Origin of the sequence: Microcoleus sp. K1-B1 (genome assembly GCF_036704705.1) — a bacterium.
Classification (GTDB): domain Bacteria; phylum Cyanobacteriota; class Cyanobacteriia; order Cyanobacteriales; family Microcoleaceae; genus Microcoleus.
Window position 1 is genome coordinate 39,303 of the sequence record NZ_JAUBSH010000044.1, and the last position, 18,577, is coordinate 57,879.

The 18,577-nt window shown below is 46.0% G+C and carries 17 protein-coding genes; 7 read left to right on the forward strand and 10 right to left on the reverse strand.

Going from position 1 to position 18,577, the window contains the following annotated elements; all coding sequences use genetic code 11:
* Positions 1-217: 217 nt before the first annotated feature.
* The 3 genes from QUA83_RS17300 to QUA83_RS17310 all read right to left on the reverse strand — a co-directional run bounded on the left by QUA83_RS17300 (position 218) and on the right by QUA83_RS17310 (position 3,498).
* The gene (locus QUA83_RS17300; protein ID WP_333294652.1) at positions 218-1,819 is read right to left on the reverse strand and encodes a hypothetical protein; all 1,602 of its coding nucleotides are present in this window, start codon (positions 1,817-1,819) and stop codon (positions 218-220) included.
* Between the two features lie 127 nt (positions 1,820-1,946).
* On the reverse strand, positions 1,947-2,714 hold the full coding sequence (locus tag QUA83_RS17305; protein WP_333294653.1) for a YebC/PmpR family DNA-binding transcriptional regulator: 768 nt from the start codon (positions 2,712-2,714) through the stop codon (positions 1,947-1,949).
* A gap of 145 nt (positions 2,715-2,859) precedes the next feature.
* On the reverse strand, positions 2,860-3,498 hold the full coding sequence (locus QUA83_RS17310) for a histidine phosphatase family protein (protein ID WP_333294655.1): 639 nt from the start codon (positions 3,496-3,498) through the stop codon (positions 2,860-2,862).
* A gap of 63 nt (positions 3,499-3,561) precedes the next feature.
* Between QUA83_RS17310 and QUA83_RS17315 the strand changes: the two genes are divergently transcribed.
* The 3 genes from QUA83_RS17315 to QUA83_RS17325 are packed head-to-tail and all read left to right on the forward strand — an operon-like array spanning position 3,562 to position 4,586.
* The gene (locus tag QUA83_RS17315; protein WP_333294658.1) at positions 3,562-3,786 is read left to right on the forward strand and encodes a BrnT family toxin; all 225 of its coding nucleotides are present in this window, start codon (positions 3,562-3,564) and stop codon (positions 3,784-3,786) included.
* A 39-nt stretch (positions 3,787-3,825) separates the two neighbouring features.
* Entirely contained in the window at positions 3,826-4,194 is a 369-nt protein-coding gene (locus tag QUA83_RS17320; RefSeq protein WP_333294659.1) for a hypothetical protein, read from the forward strand.
* A gap of 38 nt (positions 4,195-4,232) precedes the next feature.
* Positions 4,233-4,586 carry a DUF4864 domain-containing protein gene (locus QUA83_RS17325; RefSeq protein ID WP_333294661.1) on the forward strand — a complete coding sequence of 118 codons (354 nt, stop codon included), beginning with the start codon at positions 4,233-4,235 and terminating at the stop codon, positions 4,584-4,586.
* A gap of 16 nt (positions 4,587-4,602) precedes the next feature.
* Here the strand turns inward: QUA83_RS17325 and QUA83_RS17330 are convergent, their stop codons facing one another.
* Positions 4,603-5,298: a class I SAM-dependent methyltransferase gene (locus QUA83_RS17330; protein WP_333247637.1), complete on the reverse strand. Its 696-nt coding sequence runs from the start codon at positions 5,296-5,298 to the stop codon at positions 4,603-4,605.
* 333 nt (positions 5,299-5,631) lie between these two features.
* Between QUA83_RS17330 and QUA83_RS17335 the strand changes: the two genes are divergently transcribed.
* Positions 5,632-7,494 (forward strand): polysaccharide biosynthesis/export family protein, encoded by a 1,863-nt coding sequence (locus QUA83_RS17335; protein ID WP_333294662.1) that lies wholly within the window; start codon positions 5,632-5,634, stop codon positions 7,492-7,494.
* 191 nt (positions 7,495-7,685) lie between these two features.
* Positions 7,686-9,323 carry an ATP-binding protein gene (locus tag QUA83_RS17340; RefSeq protein ID WP_333294664.1) on the forward strand — a complete coding sequence of 546 codons (1,638 nt, stop codon included), beginning with the start codon at positions 7,686-7,688 and terminating at the stop codon, positions 9,321-9,323.
* 465 nt (positions 9,324-9,788) lie between these two features.
* Here QUA83_RS17340 and larE read toward each other — a convergent pair whose 3' ends face one another.
* The 5 genes from larE to fraC form a co-directional block, all read right to left on the reverse strand.
* A complete protein-coding gene (larE, locus tag QUA83_RS17345; protein WP_333294667.1) occupies positions 9,789-10,616 on the reverse strand; it encodes an ATP-dependent sacrificial sulfur transferase LarE in 828 nt (275 codons plus the stop codon).
* A 135-nt stretch (positions 10,617-10,751) separates the two neighbouring features.
* Positions 10,752-11,531, reverse strand: a complete 780-nt coding sequence (locus tag QUA83_RS17350; RefSeq protein WP_333294668.1) for a Uma2 family endonuclease — start codon at positions 11,529-11,531, stop codon at positions 10,752-10,754.
* Between the two features lie 162 nt (positions 11,532-11,693).
* A complete protein-coding gene (locus tag QUA83_RS17355) occupies positions 11,694-12,467 on the reverse strand; it encodes an ABC transporter permease (RefSeq protein WP_333294670.1) in 774 nt (257 codons plus the stop codon).
* A 199-nt stretch (positions 12,468-12,666) separates the two neighbouring features.
* The gene (locus QUA83_RS17360) at positions 12,667-13,665 is read right to left on the reverse strand and encodes a DUF5357 family protein (RefSeq protein ID WP_333227342.1); all 999 of its coding nucleotides are present in this window, start codon (positions 13,663-13,665) and stop codon (positions 12,667-12,669) included.
* A gap of 5 nt (positions 13,666-13,670) precedes the next feature.
* Positions 13,671-14,189: a filament integrity protein FraC gene (gene fraC, locus QUA83_RS17365; protein ID WP_333294672.1), complete on the reverse strand. Its 519-nt coding sequence runs from the start codon at positions 14,187-14,189 to the stop codon at positions 13,671-13,673.
* 227 nt (positions 14,190-14,416) lie between these two features.
* Here fraC and QUA83_RS17370 point away from each other — a divergent pair, with 227 nt between their 5' ends.
* Together QUA83_RS17370 and QUA83_RS17375 are read left to right on the forward strand one after the other, a co-directional pair.
* Entirely contained in the window at positions 14,417-15,550 is a 1,134-nt protein-coding gene (locus QUA83_RS17370; RefSeq protein WP_333223467.1) for a cob(I)yrinic acid a,c-diamide adenosyltransferase, read from the forward strand.
* 463 nt (positions 15,551-16,013) lie between these two features.
* Positions 16,014-17,996 carry a calcium-binding protein gene (locus QUA83_RS17375; protein ID WP_333294676.1) on the forward strand — a complete coding sequence of 661 codons (1,983 nt, stop codon included), beginning with the start codon at positions 16,014-16,016 and terminating at the stop codon, positions 17,994-17,996.
* A gap of 282 nt (positions 17,997-18,278) precedes the next feature.
* Here QUA83_RS17375 and QUA83_RS17380 read toward each other — a convergent pair.
* A partial coding sequence (locus QUA83_RS17380) for a hypothetical protein (RefSeq protein WP_333294678.1) occupies positions 18,279-18,577 on the reverse strand: 299 nt, incomplete at its 5' end.

The following is an 18,577-nucleotide window of genomic DNA, read 5'->3' on the forward strand; positions in this document are numbered from 1 at the left end:
GACTGGGATTATTGGTTCATAGATACCTTGTTTTTTAGCTCGAATCACTAAATCAATTAACTGTTATCGTCCCAGAGTTTTACCCCATTCGCTTGAGCCAGTTTGAGTATTGGATTTGACATTTCCGGGCGTGAAGGCACCGAGTAGTTTGCGATCTAGCTTAGACTTCAGTTTGTGCTTCAGTGGCTTCCGATACCCCATCCTCGATCGAAGTTGGCTACGCTTGCTTTTGAGCTTGCTTTCTTTTGCTCAAAACAGCCCGTTGAATTGTCAGCAAAATTTTCCCCTCTTGTTCATTAATTTCACCGTCAGCCTCGATCATCTCAGTGCATCGCTTTAAAAGTGGTTCGGCAAAGTCGAGTTCGAGTTGTGCGAGTAAAATATCCAACTTGGGAGGCAATTTAGACTTATTTTTCACAGCTTCAATCTCAGCTAAAGACTTGGGATTTAAATTTGCCGCTTGTAATTGGGGTAATAACTCATCCCATCGGGTGAATTTTTGGGTGGTATAGACGACATACACCAAAATCCAATCCATCACCGTTTCTTGTGCGATCGCTGTCTCTAAATATTGCTCACTTTCCGCTTGCAATACCTCTTGTAAATCTTCGAGCTTGGTTTCGATTTTCGAGGAATCGATATCGGCTTCATAAAACCGACAAGCACCGTATCCCAGCGCGTAAATCATTGTCGCACTGGCGCTAGCATTAATTACCGCACCCGCCAAGGGAATATTGCTGACAAGCGTAACTCCAGCTTCGATCGCTAAATTGCTCCCCAAGGATAAACCGAAAATAGCGACAACTTCTTTTTGGCGATCGCTCGATTGCAAATCCTTTCCATAGGCGGCAGCTATTTGATAAACCAACTCGGCGGATAACACCGTCATTGCCGCTAAATCCATGCCAGCCAATGCCAAAGCTGCGCCCGGAACTAAACTGCTAACCAAGCCACTTCCTGCAGCTAGCAAGGCTTTTTCCACCATTAAGCGATGTGCGATTTCTTGAGGTTTCTCGTGAGGATATTGGCGCTGCAACTCTCGAACTTGCGCCTCGGCAGTCACAACATCAACTTTATTGATCGCATTAACTAACCAGTCGATTTTGAAATTTTCAGTCAGTTTTTTTAGGATAGGACTCTGAGAAATCGAACCGAGGGCTGAACCAAAAAAATTGGGAAATTGGAGTGCTGCACTTCCGGCATTCCCTACCGCATTCCCTACCGCACTCGCGGTATTAACAACAATCTCACCTCCAGCACTGCTTGCTGCATTCCCCACCGCACTAGCCGTATTAACAATCGCACTTCCGGCATTCCCTACCGCATTACCTACCGCACTCGCGGTATTAACAATCGCACTTCCGGCATTGCCTACCGCACTCGCGGTATTAACAACAATCGCACCTCCTGCACTGCCTGCTGCATTCCCCACCGCACTCGCGGTATTAACAATCGCACTTCCGGCATTGCCTACCGCACTCGCGGTATTAACAACAATCGCATCTCCAGCACTGCCTGCTGCATTGCCTACCGCACTCGCGGTATTAACAATTGCATTTCCGGCATTGCCTACCGCATTCCCTACCGCACTCGCCGTTGCAGAGACGGCTCCGAAAACGGAACCGAACCAATTGGATTTACCCCCTGATCCAGCCTGCACATTTGATTCGGATCGATCCTTGGTTTCTGATACTTCGGTTGCTGACAGAACTTCTTCTGAGTGGGTGCTGTCTCTTTTGCTTTCGTTGTTATCTAGCATGGCTTTACTGTGGGTTGAGTTTTTCAATGCAGCTTTTTCAGCAATGCGTTGGATTGACACTCCCCACTCGCCTACAGATGGGGATTCGTTTCCTGGTAATAGTGTAACGCGATGTCCCGCTAGCGAGTTTTCGTCTTTTTTTGCAGTGCCAGCAGCAGGACGCTCCCGATCCCTCATCTTTAAAGCATTAAACCATACTCACAGACATCAATTCATCTGTCATTTCAAAATTAGCTGTCACGCTTTGCACGTCATCCAAATCTTCCAGTGCGTCCATTAACTTAAGGAGCGATCGAGCTTTTTCAGGAGTGTCTATTTCCACTGTATTGCTGGGAATCCAGCGAGTTTCCGACTGCAAAACTGCAAAACTTTTTTGTTTCAAAACATCAGCCAGTTGTTCCAAATTAGCCACACTTGTAAATACCTCTGCACCTTCAGTATCCTCATCAATTAATATCAAATCATAAGATTCCGCAGCCGCCTCTAGCGACGCTTCAAACAATTGTTCCTCATCAATCGGCCCGCGTACCGTACAAACTCCTTTGTTGTCAAACATCCAGCCCACACAACCAGTTTCGCCCAGGTTGCCGCCATTTTTAGTAAAAGCTTCTCGCAAGTCAGCCGCTGTGCGGTTGCGGTTGTCTGTCAGCGCTTCAATCAGAATAGCAACCCCGCCAACGCCGTAACCTTCGTAGCGAATAGCTTCTAAATCCGAACTCCCCCCCGCCAAGCCAGCACCTTTGGCGATCGCCCTTTCTATGTTTTCATTAGGAATACTCGCCGCCTTAGCTTTTTCAATAGCCGTCCGCAGTTGAAAATTGCCAGCGGGATCGGGAACTCCGCTGCGGGCCGCGACAATAATTTCGCGAGATATCCTAGCAAAAACCTTGCCTTTAACGGCATCAACTCTAGCTTTTTGGCGTTTAATATTCGCCCACTTACTGTGTCCTGCCATACCTATTTAAGATTTTCGATTTAAAATGTGCGATCGAGATTAAACAATAACACCCAGATTCTGACAAATCAGATTAACGTAAGGTGCACCTCGGCGCACGTTACACACATAGCATAGAATGGGATTTTTCGCACCAATTTCAACTTTAATTAAACCGGATAACGGCTTCAGAGTCAGTCAGGTGAGAAGTATCGCCATTAAGTGCGATCGACCATTCTCCCTCACCCCGCACCACTTTCACCAAACAGCACAAAGAAGCGTTAATTTCCGTTTCAGCACCGCCAGCCAGCCCGATCGCAGTTCCTAAAACCGACGCACCGTGACCTACTAATAACATATCTTCGGGAAACTCTGCCGCGAGGCGTTTAGCAGTTTCCCCCGCCCTTTTGAAACAAGCTTCCACGGTTTCGGGATAATTAGCAATACCGCCTTTGTAGGAAGCATCAATCCTGGGAAAACGCTTGCACAAAGCTTCGACGGACTCAGTTTCCGGCATTTCTGTCATCCATTCAGGATTTAGCCATTCGCACAGTCCCCACTCTAGTTTAATTGACAAATCGAGAGCTTCTGCCGCGTGATTTGCTGTTTGGACAGTTCGCAGAAAAGGGGAAGCAAAAATATGAGAAATTCCTTCACCTTTGAGGCGATTTGCGAGTTGTTTAGCTTGAACGTGACCGTCTTCGGAAAGGTGGGGATCGTAGCGGTGTTCTGCGGTGAGAAACCAGTCGGGGTTAACGAAGTCGATGCGGTTTCCGTGTCGTGCGATCCAGACTGTTTGTGGCATGAGTTGGTTTGAGTTTTGCTTCTAGGTGTAATATTATATCAAAGATGCTGATTTAGGATCTTTATGAAATTCGAGTGGGATGAAAACAAGGCTGCGGTAAATTTGTCCAAGCATGGGATCTCATTTGAGGAAGCCAGAACGGTTTTTGACGAGCCCCTCTACGTCGATTTCTACGATGATCCGGAACACTCTGATGAAGAAGAGCGCTATACTATTGTTGGAGAATCCCAGCAAGGTAATTTATTGATAGTGTCGTATACAGAAAGAGCAGATTTTATTCGCGTTTGATTAGCGCCCGAAAAGTAACACGAGTGGAGCGAGAAGTTTATGATGAAGGATGAAACAGAGATGGACGATGAGCTGCGGTCGGAATATGATTTTAGGAAGTTGCCTGTAAGAAGGGTAGGATCTGGACGAAAGACCTTTGGTGGTGTAAATATTCGTTTAAAACCGGATGTTGCAGAGATGTTTCCAGATTCTGAAGCAGTGAATGAAGCTCTGCGGTTTTTGATTAGAATTACTGGAGAAATTGACACAGCAAATGAGTCTCAAACCCTCATTGAAGAACAAACGATCGCCCAGAGTCTCGCAGCCTTACAAGATTACCAGACAAACAAGACGGGCATTGGGCACGATCTGGTTAAGCAATGGGCAGATAGTCTAGGAACCGATCGCGAATTGCCATGCCCTCAGTAATTTGGACGCAGATATAGCAGCACTTTATTATCAAAATTATGCAAATTACTGATAGCGATCGCGCTACCATTCGCTCAGTCGTAGAACAGCAACTACAAGCCTTTCAAAAAGACGATGCTGCTGGGGCTTTTGCCTTCGCCAGTCCCGGAATTCAGCAGCAGTTTCGCACAGCCGAAAACTTTATGCACATGGTAAAAATTGCCTATGAAGCTGTCTACCGTCCGCGATCGGTATTATTTGAAAACCTCGCCACCGTAGAAGGAATTCCCGCTCAGCCAGTGCTGTTGCTGGACTCGGAAGGCATCCCAATCCGAGCCATTTATCTCATGGAAAAACAGTTTGATAATAGTTGGCGAATCAATGGCTGTTATTTGGTTTCCATAACAGCCTAATAAGTTATGCCTACTTTTAGGCTGAGTTTTTTTTGCTAACTCGCAGCATCTTATTCCCGCCTTTTTGAAACTCATAAGGAGTCTCTTGAATTTCTACACTAAAACTTCTCTTTTTCAAGTCTGTGAGAATCGGATTTAAGTGATCGGATTCCTCCCCGCTAAAACTCTGCAATAGAGGGAAGACTCGGACTTCCTTCGCAACCCGACACATTTCTGTAATTGCTGACCGATGAAATTCTTCCGAAAGCAGGTGAGAATAAGCAAATAAGAAATGGCTGCACAAAGCTAAATCGAATTGACCGTTCTCGAAAGGCAAAACAGGGAGTTCAGCATTCAGGTAGCGGCCTTGCTGCAAGCCTGATGGAAAATCTTCTAAAAATTCCTGCATCGCCTTCATTCGCACTTCGCCTAGCTGGTACGGCGATTCAAAATTATTCCACAGGTAGCCGTCTAAATTGGCTTTAACACCGTCAATCACAGTTTGATATGTTTCTTTGATGCGATCGCCAATTTCCACCGCAGTAAACTGATAAACTGGATCGCAAGAAATTACCTTTTTACCTTGGCGAGTCATTTCGGCATTGAAACTCGCCGGGCCGCCTGCACAATCAAGGATTGCTAGCTTGAGGTCACTTGAGGTCAAGCTAAACATTCCTATGTATTCATCCAAGCAGCGTCCCCAGGGAATTACTTTATCCAATTTTAGTGACACTTGTCTTTGTCCTGCAGAGAGAATTATTTAATATTTTACCTCAAATCAGGGCGGTTTTTTCCTATCCCCTTTCTGTGGCGGGTTGATTTGTATCGCGAGTTATGTATGAAAAATTTTGCTCAAACGAGATCCTAATCCTGAAAACAGTTGGCGGGCTTTACACTTTCTTTACAAACAAGGGGCAAAATAGTTAAGTGCGATCGCACAATTTTTATGCTTGCACCTGTGGATTTTGCAGCAAAGCGAGGCTACACTGGACAGCAGGGAAAATAAACTAAAATCCACTAGCTAAATTGCTCTTGTTCAATGGCAGGCTGCAACCAGGGAAGAAAGATGAAACATACCATTCAAACCGCTACAAGTCTGAGTTTGTCAGCACTCCTGATGCTATTGAGTTCGCTCCCCAGTAGAGCTCAGTTGCCTGCCATCAGAAATCCTGCGCCCGCTAGGAACCCAAGCCAACCGAGAGTACCGCCCCCACCTCCGGGTTCGAGTTTGCCGCCGATCGGCAATTCTGGTGCGCTGACACCAGAAGCAGCTTATACTTTAGGCCCGGGCGATCGCATTGCTTTAGATATCTTCGGCGTCCCTGAATTCAGCAGAGAATATCAAGTGTTAGTTGACGGGACGCTCAATTTACCAATCATTCGCAGCGTCTCAATTCAAGGGTTGACGCTGCAACAAGCCGCTAATGTGATTACCCAGCGATACGAACCCTTCATCAATGTTCCCGTTGTTACCGTGACTGTGATCGTCGCTCGCCCCCTAAATATAGGTCTGGCGGGTGAAGTTACTCGTCCGGGTTCCTACAAGATTAATCCCACTAGAGAAGGAGGAGGAGTAAAATTCCCAACTTTGATGGAAATGCTGCAACTTGCACAAGGGGTGACATCAGCAGGAGATATGCGAAATGTTCAAATTCGCCGTCCCCGCAGAGGCGGGCCGGAGCAAGTTACTACTGTTGATTTGCAGGATTTTTTAGAGACAGGAAATTTGCGTCAAGATGTCACCATTCGAGATGGAGATACAATTTTTGTACCGACAGCAAGGGCCCTGAATACTCAAGAAGTTCGTCAAAGAGCTAGTGCTAATTTTTCCGCTGATATTACTAAACCAATTGGCGTGGTAATTGTCGGGGAAGTAAACCGGCCGGGGCCTTATACTGTATTTGCTTCGGATGTGCGATCGAGCAACCAACAAACTGAATTGAGTTTTGTATCTATCGACCAACAGCAAGGAGCAGTTGTGGGCTTACCAACAATAACTAGAGCACTGAAGATTGCTGGTGGTATCACTACAGAAGCTGACATTCGCCGCGTCCAAATCCGCCGCCGAGTCAGAGGTGGCAATGAACAAACTATCATGGTAAATCTGTGGGATTTGCTGCAAAAAGGTGACGCAACTCAAGATATTTTGCTGCAAGAAGGAGATAGCGTAATTATCCCGACAGCAGCTACTGTAGACTTAGCTGAAGTTTCTCAAGTCGCAAATAGCAGTTTTTCTCCGAACGCGATTAGCATCAATATTGTAGGAGAAGTAATTAGGCCTGGGGCTTTGCAGGTGCGGCCTAGTACATCCCTGCACCAAGCTTTGCTCACCGCAGGCAGTTTCAATCAATTGCGGGCTAAAAAAGACAAGGTAGAACTATTGCGATTGAACCCCAACGGTACTGTTTCTCGCCGCACGATCGAGGTGGATTTTGCTCAAGGGTTGAATCCTAATAATAACCCCACTCTCCGCAACGACGATGTGATTCTGGTAGCGCGATCGGGCTATGCTAGGGTAGGAGACAATATCAACAGTTTCTTGCAGCCAATAACAGGAGTAGCAACTGCGGTTAACACTGTTGGTGGCATTTTTACGGGGTTTCAAGCAACTATCAACGCTTTTGAAAACTTATTTTTGGGAGGAGATTTCCAACGGCGAAATCAGATTAGACAGCTTCGCGAACAACGTCAAGACAGACAAGAGCAACGTGAAGACAGACTGCTAGAGAGAGAGATACAACGTGAAGAAAGACAGCGGCAAGCTGAAGACAGACTGCTGCAACTTGAAGACCGAAGACTGCAGCTTGAAGACAGACAGCGGCAAATAGATCTTGAGAATCGGCAAATTCAGATCCAGGAGCAGCAAATTCAGCTCGATAATCAGCAGCAGCAAATGCAGCCACAGCAAATTCAGCCAACTACTCCTTGATAAGACTCGGGCGTTGAAAGTTAGCCACCCTCTTTATGAATCGGCGGTTGAAACCGCTGCATACAGTCAAACGAAGTCCACGCGGACTAAGAAATAAAGGGGGTATTAAACCCGGATTTGCTATTATATCGCACATCCAAAATATACGGCAAACATCCTAAAACTTATTAAGCTGTAAGCAACTAAACTATATGTCAATTGAAGTAGTTCCAATCACTTCAGAGCAATTAAATCAGATACTTCAAAAGGAAGAAAGTCATTTTCTCGACTTCAAGGCGATAGAGGTAAAACCAGCAAAATTATCTAACTTTATTTCTGGATTTGCCAATGCGGACGGTGGAGAGCTTTACATAGGAATTGATGAGAAGATTGTAGGCAATACAAAAACAAGATATTGGAGAGGTTTTGCCGATCAAGAATCCGCAAATGGGCATTTACAAATTTTTGAGAAACTTTTCCCACTTGGGGATGGTTATTCATATACCTTTCTTAGCTCTGAATGCCATCCGGGTCTAGTTTTGCAAGTGACTATTCTTAAATCACGAGGAGTAGTGGTAGCTTCGGACGGTATTCCACATTTAAGACGTTCCGCACGAACTTCGTCTATTACAGATCCAGCAGATTTAGAAAGATTAAAACTCGACAAAGGTATAGAATCATTTGAAAGAAAAACTATTGATGTAGAGCTTGAAGTAATCACAGATTCCGAAGTCATGAGAGAGTTTATTAACGCTGTAGTTCCAACTACCAAAGCTGAGTTATGGCTGAAAAAGCAACAATTAATTCAAAGAGAAAAACCAATAATTGCCGGAATTTTATTATTTGCCGATGAACCTCAAGCTGTTTTTCCCAAGTATTGTGGCGTTAAAATTTATAGATATAAAACAAAAGACTCAGAAGGAACAAGAGACACTCTTGATTTTTCCCCAATAACCATCGAAGGTTGTTTGTATAAGCAAGTTCAGAAAGCTGTAACTACAACAATAGAAATTATTGAAAAAATACCTAAAATTGGGAATCAAGGATTAGAAAATATCCAATATCCCGAAGAAACTATTCATGAAATTGTCACAAATGCTTTACTGCATAGAGATTACAGTATAGCTTGTGATACTCACATCCGTATTTTCGACAATAGAATTGAGATTGAAAATCCAGGAAAATTGCCAGGTCACGTTACAGTCAAAAATATTCTGAAAGAACAATATGCAAGGAATGGAGCTATTGTTCGTATAATCAACAAATTTCCCAATCCACCTAATAAAGATGTAGGAGAAGGTCTCAATACTGCTTTTCAGGCAATGGCTAAGTTAAGACTACAACCCCCTGACATAAAAGAGACTGAGAATTCTGTAATTGTATACATTAAACACGAACCTCTTGCTTCAATAGAAGCACAAATAATGTCGTATTTAGAGAAGCACAAAGAAATAACCAATAAAATTGCTAGAAAAGAAACTGGAATTCGTTCAGAAGCAACTATCAAGCAGGCCTTTTACAGATTAAGAGATAACGGACTTATTGAAGCTGTTCCTAAAAGAGCAAAAAGCAATGCAGCTTGGCGTAGAGTTGGAACTATTGATGAAGATTCAGAAAATGCGATCTCAAGTTATGAAATGTATTCGGAGTATGAGCGATTAGTCATGGATTACCTTGAAGAACACGAAAAAATTACTAATCGCATTGGTCGAAAACACGTTGGAATTGATTCAGGTGAAGTTATGAAAAATATTTTTAATCGATTGCGAAAAAAGGAGCTTATAGAAATTGTGCCAGGTACATCGCGTATTACGGCTGCATGGCGAAAAGTTAAATCTCGCCCAACTTAGGGTTTTGAGTTCAACTTGAGTGAGGTTTTGACCAGAGAGATGGAGAGTTGGGTTTTGGGAAGTGCGATCGCGACGGTGAGGTGAAGGGGAAGGGCTAAAACCTTAGCAAGGATGGACTTGAACCATGAAACTCTTGCAAAAATCTATCGGATGGTTTCCCCTGAAAATTCAAAACTAAACCTGCTGTGGGAGTTTCCCTCCACAGTATTCAAAATTCCAAGTTGATAATTAATCACGACTTACGCATTATGATGGTGTAGCAAGAGTTTGAGATTGCTTCACTGAGTTCGCTGGGCGACAGAAATACGTTACTTTTGCGTAAGTCCTGTAATCCTAACAATTCGAGCCTTGAAAGGTATAAGTTGCTACATCAATAAAGGTAAAGGTTCGATTGACATGGTTCTCCTTTGTCCATGTCCCAAACTACATCAATCATGAGAATTTTTTTGTATTCGGGAAAATTAATCAACCTTTTGCCTGCAACAACTGCGGCTGCAAAACCTGATTTAATTTGCCGCTGCGAAACCCCTCCAAATCCAAAGTCGCGTACACAAAACCAAACTCCTGAAACACCGCCACCAATGCAGGCAAATCCGTATTTAGCACAAACTCCTGAATCTCCTCTGCCGGTAACTCAATGCGCGCCGTGTCTCCATCCGATCGCACTCGCAAATTTTTCAGTCCCAACTGCCGCAAATAGCGTTCAGCGCGCCCCACTCTTTGCAACTTTCCAACGGTGATTTCTTCGCCGTAAGGAAAGCGCGAACTCAAACAAGGTTGAGCCGGTTTGTCCCACCAAGGCAAAGCCAATTCTTTGGCCAACTGCCGCACTTCCAATTTAGTCATGCCTACTTCTGCTAAAGGCGATCGCGCGCCGCGTTCCTTCGCAGCCTGAATTCCGGGACGGTAATCCTTTAAATCATCAGCATTAACCCCATCCACCACATAAGGATAACCCTTTGCTAGTGCTAGGGGTTTCAAAGTATCGTGCAGTTCGCTTTTGCAGAAATAGCAGCGGTTAACCGGGTTAGAAGTGTAATTGGGATTTGCCATTTCCTGAGTTTCTACTTCCTCGTGGGCAATCCCAATTTCTGCTGCTTGAATCCGCGCATCTTCTAAATCTTCTGGCAGTAAAGACGGGGAAACAGCCGTCACTGCCAAAGCGCGATCGCCCAATACATCAAAAGCGATTTTTGCTACCAAAGTGCTGTCAATTCCGCCGGAGTAGGCAATCAAAGCCCGTTCCATTTGTGCGAAAATATTTTTTAATCCTTCGAGTTTTTCTATTAACATAATTTAACCTTGTTTTACCAACATATAAGTAAGAAAGTAAACTAACGAAAGAAGGATGAAGAAAGCATATTTCGATCTGGTTCCCTTTTTCCCTCGAACCTCTTCTTTCTTCCGACTTCCATCGGAATTCTAATGCTATTCGGGAGCGATACCGAGGGCTGCCAATCGAGCCAAAAGCTCTTGATTGCGCTGTCTTTCCTGTTCCAGCAGCGTCTCTGCTAACTCTTTGTCTTGCTGTTGGCGATCGGCTCGCTGGCGTTCATTTTCTGCCCTTTCTTCCGGCCACAAAAGCAGTTCTCCGCCCGCCGTCCACCAGCGCAGCCAATATCCTGTTCTACCTTCGCGAGTTCCCTGCCACACTCCCAAAAATAGATTTAATCCAGGTATTAAATAACGACCGTTTTCATCAGGATTTTGACTGTCATAACGCTCGGATTCTAGGGCATAAACTTCTATTCTGCCTGTATGCGGTCGAAAAATGACATAGCGAGGAACTTTGATTACTTGTTCGTAAAAAAAACACTTACCGATTTCTTCTGTGTGTTCGACAGAGTATTCATCGCCGTAACTAGCTGATAGAAATTCTATCACTACAAAAGGCACTGTTCCTTCGGTATGAGGCGTGTAACTACGGCGGGGATAGTTGTGAGGCCAAGGTTGCACTGGCTGCACGTAAATCCCGTCTGGGGCTTTGCAAATAGTGCGATCGTCCACAGCAGCGCACAAAGCAAAATTAGAAACTATTAGTGCGTCTTGCATTAGTTCCGGGGAATCCACTACAGACTGGCGCAAACCGTTAGCTAGCAAGGGATGGTCTATATCGTCTACAGGGTCGTCTGGTAGGATGAAATCATCGGGTAGCAGTGGCCAAGTAATCTTGAGCTGCGATATCGGTTTGTGAATTATAGTAGTCATAAGTCACCTTATTTTACCAATAAAAGTTTGAGTTTTAGTCGAGATTGGCGATCGATAACCTTGTCTATATCTTAGCGCGCTAAGTCGATAATAAAATTGGTTTGTAGGGAGGACTTTAGTCCTCACTACAAACAATTACCCTGAAAGTGGGGAATGGGCGCTTTAAAATTCCCTACGGGAAAATATGGCGATCGCAATTGACAACAGCAGCACCACATACAGCAAACCGTAGCCAGCATCTGTAATCAAACCTGCCAAGTAAGGAACTTGTCCGTAAACAGCATCGTTTCTCAAATTAAATCTGGCTAAATCCGGCAAAACCAGATAAAGTCCCATCATCAATTGTTCAAGGCCAGGATTTTTAGTTAACTTACCCAAAGCCACTAAATCCCGCGTCGAATGTCCCATTAAATAAACGCCAAATGTCAGTAAAGTTGCCAGCAGCGAACTGCTAAAAACCCCAAATAAAATCCCGACACCAGCCATCAGACACAGCTCAAACCATATAAACAGCGAAGCGATTAAAATGCTTTCCAAAGGGAAAGGAATGCGGCTCAAACTCAGAATAGCTAGATAGATAACAGTCATTGCCGCTACAAGCACCCCCAGTACCGCCGACAGCCCTAAGTGCTTGCCCACAATTAACTCAGCCCGACTTATCGGCTTGGCAACTAACAGGTAAACAGTGCGCTTTTCTATTTCTTTGTTGACCAGTCCGGTAGCCACAAAGACTGTGGCAATTAGACCGAGGAGGCTCATAGCAGCCAAACCGACATCTAAAATAATTTTCTTTTCGGTTGTCGCCGCCAATTCCGGTATCAACCGGACCGAGGCGCCCATCAACAGAGCAAAAATAATAATTAAGTAAAGGATGCGATCGCGAATTACTTCCCAAAATACATTGGTCGCGACTGTCAAGATTCTTCTCAAATTCATCTAGTTATTAACCCGCTGAAAACTTTCGCCATACTTTAGTGTAAGGAAGAGGGAAGAAGGAAGAAGGAAGAAGGAAGAGGGAAGAAGGAAGAGGGAAGAAGAAAGAGGATTTTTTCCATCTCAGACTCTCAGACTCTCCCACTTTCAGACTCTCCCACTTTCCCGCTATACCCATCGCAATTAGTTAACACAGACAGAATCAAACTTGACTGTCCCTCGCCGTTCCATCTTTTTTCTGTCCGGGTTGAGAGCGTTTGATGGCATCGCAGGTTACAGTCGCCCTATTGGCTATCTCGAACACCTCGCAAGATTTGGTAAACGAATATATTTCCGGTCTAAAAACCAATCCCAGCCAAGTTGCCTGCATCTCTAACTGATAGCGAGACTCTCCTTGGACGATCGAAGTTTTGACATCCCACCTCGCATCTTCTGCGACTACCCCAGTTGTTTTTAACGCTTGATTTCGCAGAAAAAATCGCTCGTTGTCAATATCTATTAACATTTGCTCTACTTGCGCCCACGGTTTTGTGCGGGCTTCATTTCGCAGGTATCCCTCCATTGCATTGAGGATGACAACTCCTCGGGAGCGATTAATAGTTGGCCGTTGAAATGTCACCACATAATCGCTTTGCCTTAAATCCTGAGATAAAACACTCGGATACTGTTGTATCCAACCTTGAATTAAAAAGTGAAAAGCAAACCAACAGGAAAACAGCAGGTGAACTAGAGTAATCATCAAAAACTGAGGGCGCACCAACGACCTGATACCTTCCCGTTTTGACTCGCTATTCCAAATCTCTATTGTCGCCAGAACTACTACTGCTATAAGTGGGCCGGATATCCATGCTATTTCCTTCCTATCCGACGGCAATCTTATCAGTAACCACAAGCCAATTAAGATGCTTGTCACCCACGGACTCAGACTTACTCCTTTAATGACAAAAGGTTGCTGGCTTGTCAGCAAACCCATTGAAAGTGTAAATAATAACCAGCTCATATCAAAAAGCAGAGTTCTCGTCCGCCAGTCAGTGACTGCCGCCACTGTCAGCAAAGCTAAAAATATGCTGAGCAGTAAAGGAGTCTTCCAGTGAACAACTTTAGGCGGAATCATCGCCTTTTGGATTTTTTTATTGGTTTCCCAAATGTTGTTCGTCAGCTTAGTGAGTTGCTGAGTGACATCAAAAAATTGCTTCATCATAAATTTCAATAGACGCTTTGCAAAAACAACACGGTTAAAATAACGAGATTGCTAACAGTGTGGGCGATTAAAATTCCCCCAAACTGGGTAGTTACTTGAAAAGTTTTTTTGGGAGGACGGCGGGTGAGGGTTGGTGGTCCTAAAAACTGAGGTTTGGCAGCTTTTTTATTGCCGGAAACCATGTTGTCTATGAATTCTAATCCCTGCCATTTAGCTACAAACGTTACTGCTAATACTGAGAGTGCTATCATAGTTATTGGAGCGTAAACATTATCCCCACGTCCTAATAAAATATAACCGATAAGCTGTTCCCGCAATTCTTTGGTAAGAACGCTTTCAATGCCGAAGAAAACTAACCAGCCTACGCAAGTGCAAGATAAATTGAGGATGGCTGTATATTCAATGCTGGTTTTGGGGCCGAGTTTAAGTAGTTTTTGCAAAAACCACGATTCGATCGCGATCGCCAAAAACATAATTAAAATTTGCACCAAAACAGTCCGAAATGGGAAAACACTCGCAATCATAAGCCTTTAGGTATATCAGTCCGTGTTAAATTTTAATTGTACAGCACAAACGGAATAATCTTAACCGGAGGTTTGAGCACCTGATTGCGTTAGATCGCTGCTTAAAAGATTGGGGGTTATAAGTTATCGTATAATCTGTTGAGATCCGCCAAAAGAATGGAAAAATTAAACATTCAAGGCGCGCGATCGAATACCCACCCCGCTACAGACTCAAACAACTGCTGATTATGGTAAGGAATGGCATTGGTATTCGGACAGCCTCATCCCGCTCGGAACGCGCCGCGGGTCAGATTCACGTCTACGACGGCGCTGGTAAAGGCAAGTCTCAGGCAGCTTTGGGAGTAGTGTTGCGGTCGATCGGGCTGGGTATCAATTCTGACTCGCCCACACGAGTCTTGTTGCTGCGCTTTCTCAAAGGCCCCGGCCGCTCCTACGACGAAGACGGAGCAATAGAAGCCTTGCAACGGGCATTTCCGCACTTGATCGACCAAGTGCGAACCGGCAGAGCCGAATATTTTGGGGCCGAAGCAATCACCCGCTTCGATCGCGCAGAAGCTCAGCGAGGCTGGGATATCGCCAAAGGAGCGATCGCCAGCGAGCTCTATTCCGTCGTGGTACTAGACGAACTAAACCCCGTATTGGACTTGGGTTTGCTGCCAGTTGACGAAGTAGTCCAAACCCTCAAAAACAAACCAGAATATTTAGAAGTCATCGCCACAGGCCGAGCGGCCCCCGAAGCTTTGCTGGAGATTGCCGACTTACACTCAGAAATGAAGCCCCACTATCACCCAGCAGCCGCAGAGCATCATATTTCCGGTATCGAAATATACACTGGAGCGGGCAAAGGCAAGTCTACGAGCGCTTTGGGCAAAGCTTTGCAGGCAATAGGTAGGGGTATCAGTCAAGACCAATCTCACCGGGTGTTAATTGTGCAATGGCTCAAAGGTGGCAGCGGTTATACAGAAGATGCGGCGATCGCAGCTTTGCGGCAAAGCTACCCACAGCTAGTAGATCACCAGCGGTGCGGCCGAGATGCTATAGTTTGGCGGGGGCAACAGCAAGAGCTAGACTGCATAGAAGCAGAACGCGGCTGGGAAATCGCCAAATGTGCGATCGCCAGCGGCTGGTATAAAACGATTATTCTCGACGAACTCAATCCCACAGTAGACTTAGAACTGCTGCCGGTAGAGCCGATCGTCGAAGCCCTGCTACGCAAGCCGCGGGATACAGAAATTATTATCACCGGGCGCTGCCACAAACCCCACGCTTACTTTGACTTGGCAAGCGTACACTCCGAGGTATACTGTCACAAACACTACGGCGATCGGGGCGTAGAACTAAAGCGGGGCGTAGACTTTTAAAGCCCGGAGCGGTACTCGGTTCAATCCGGGTCAGAATTATTAAATGACGGCCCTGCCTGGAAAACCGGAAATTGCCACAAAGCCTTGTTACCAAGTAACAAATCTCCCAATTTCCCTTGTCTTCGGGATCACCCAGATCAGCCTTTTTTAATCTTTAATTTCCTCCCCCGGACGCGATCCCCGACCGCCAATCCAGAATGGAACATTAAGAATATGAGCCGCGTCTTGTAGAGCGTGAGCACCTGAGACAGTGCACCAGGATTATTAAAGGGTGAAGACATTGAATATAAAAGCTTACAAGCAAAAAATCCGCGAGGGAGAAAGTCTAGACAGGGTTAACGCCAGTAGGCTAGACTTGCGGCTGGCAAACAGGTTAAACTACAGCGGAATCCAAACATTCGGTGTTCTAGGCAGTGTCTGTAGTCGCACCAGCGATGACCAACAAGTAGAGGAGTGAAGCTTTATGACAACGTTAACTGACAATTCCGATCAAACTAATTTAAACACTCCGGGACTGGGCCCGGATACAATCTTCGCTGGAGCTGGGGCGGATTTAATTACAACTTCTACCCTCGGCGGCAGTTTAATATTTGGCCAAGGCGATAACGATACTCTGACTTCCGTCGGCCCCAACGATACTCTGTACGGCGGCGAGGACGAAGATTCCTTAGTAGCCCAGCGCGAGCGGGCTTTGATGTTTGGCGATGCAGGCAGTGACACCGTAATCGCTCAAAGCCGGAATACGACCCTGTACGGCGGTGCCGGAGAAGACTTGCTCCAAGGTACAGTAGATGGCAACCTCATGTTTGGTAATGAGGGCACCGATACGATGCTCGGAGGCGGCCTCGGAAGAGACTCGCTCTACGGCGGCAAGGACAATGACTCCCTCGGCTTCTTCATCGCCGGCGGCGGCAACAACCTCGGTCTTCCCGTCGGCGCAAGCGCCGGTGGCAATGCAGGTAGCAACTTCTTGCGGGGCGACTTGGGCGACGACTACGTTGTAGGTATCAATCAAAAAGATACTCTGTTCGGCGGTAAAGAAAAGGACACCCTAATAGGTGTGGCCAGCAGCAGCTACCTGTCCGGCGATCTAGACGACGACATCTTATTCATTACCAACACTACCCAAACCGTCTCATTTTTTGGCTCCTCGGTCAACATCGCTGTCGGCGTTGAGAGAACCACCTTGCTTGGCGGTGCGGGGAACGATATTCTATCTGGGGGTTACGGCGGCGATGCTAACAGCGGCAAAAACTTCTTAGACGGCGGTGACGACAACGACACCATAACTGTTTATGCCTCTCAGGATACCGCTCTTGGAGGTGCCGGCAATGACTTCATTACATCGTCTACGGCTACGATACCCGGAGTGTTGAGTTCAGGCGGTAAGAGCTTACTCGACGGCGGCACTGGCAATGACACGATCGTTGCAGCTTTTGTGACTGATACAATGATCGGCGGCGAAGGCAACGACAGCCTGAGCGGTACCTTTACTAACGCAGCCGGTGGAGATGGCAACGATACTATCGATGCTACCAGGGCCATTTTTGCTGGTACTGGTACTGCTTTGATTACTCTCGAAGGAGCGCTGGGCAACGATCTGTTAATTGGCTACACCACTCCTACTACTGGCAGCAACTTCACCGTCACCAACCTCATGAATGGTGGCGAGGGAAGTGACACCATCATCTTTGGCACCGCGCGCGATCGCGTGATTGGCAACGTTGCGGGTAACGACTTCATCTCCTACGCTAGCGGCGTCAGCTTTACCGGTCTTACAGCGCCAAACGTCATTACTGATAACTTAGGTAGCAACTTCATTATTGGTGGCAACGGCACTGATGTGGTCACTACTGGTACCGGGGATGACATCCTGTTCGGCGACTCATCCAATGCTACCGACTCCCTCGCCGGGGACGATACTTTAAATGCCGGTGGCGGGAACGACACCTTGCTGGGCGGCTTTGGTCGCGACTATTTGATCGGCGGCGACGGTAACGACTCTCTCGGCGGCGGCCCTGGTGCTGACACCCTGATTGGCGGATCGGGTAATGACAGCTTCTACTACAACAACTTCGGCGAGGGTGTCACCATCGGCGCTGACGGCACATTGGGTACTAACCCAGACCAAATCGGCGATTTTACGAGCGGTCAAGACAAGTTTATCTTCCAAATCAATGGCTCCAACGGCTTCCCCAACTTGAGGGTACGGGATAATACGAATCAACTTTCATCGAAGGCGTTCTTGGTGCTTGAGAGTGGGTCTTACGATGGCACTTTTGGTCCAGCCGGGGCGGGCGCGTCAGAGCCGTTCGTCTTTTATCAAAATGCAGACGGACGACTAGGATTTGACCCTGACGGTATTTCGGGTTCTAACCCAGGCGTTACGCTGGCAATTCTGAATGGCAGACCGGGCATTACGCTTACTGACATTACCCTGATTTAATTTGGGTAAAAGTGGGTGGGGTGGATTCTGAAACATCGCCCTACCAACTCTCAAAACTAATTGTGCTATGTTTCGAGCTGGGGATATCCATCCCTAGCTTTTTTATTGGCATGAGCATGGGGCAATGTTAGATTTTAGATTGATATCAATTCCGGTAGCATCGGAATAGTAAAATCCAGTCAACAGTCAACAATCACGGATGGTGCAACCGGAATTGATCTAATTCATCTGCGTTAATCTGTGTTTATCTGCCCTCATCTGCGGTGAAAAAAAGAGAATGTATTAACCGCCCCGGACAAGGGATTGACGCGAATTCACGCAGATGTCGAGAAGAGAGATAGGAATAATTCTGATGCTAATAGATTTGATATGAGGGGTAATTTTAATCGAAAATCGCCAATCGCATGAGGCATAGGGCGGGTTCACCGGTGAATGTTGCCACGCGCCAAGAATCTTTAGAACTGACGCATCAGAACCAAAGAAACCGGGTTTTTCACTCCTAGTTAGGGCTTGCTGAATAATCGATCGCATATTGCGTGGCGAAAGGTTTCGAGCGCGGGAGCGAGAGTAAAGTGCAAGAT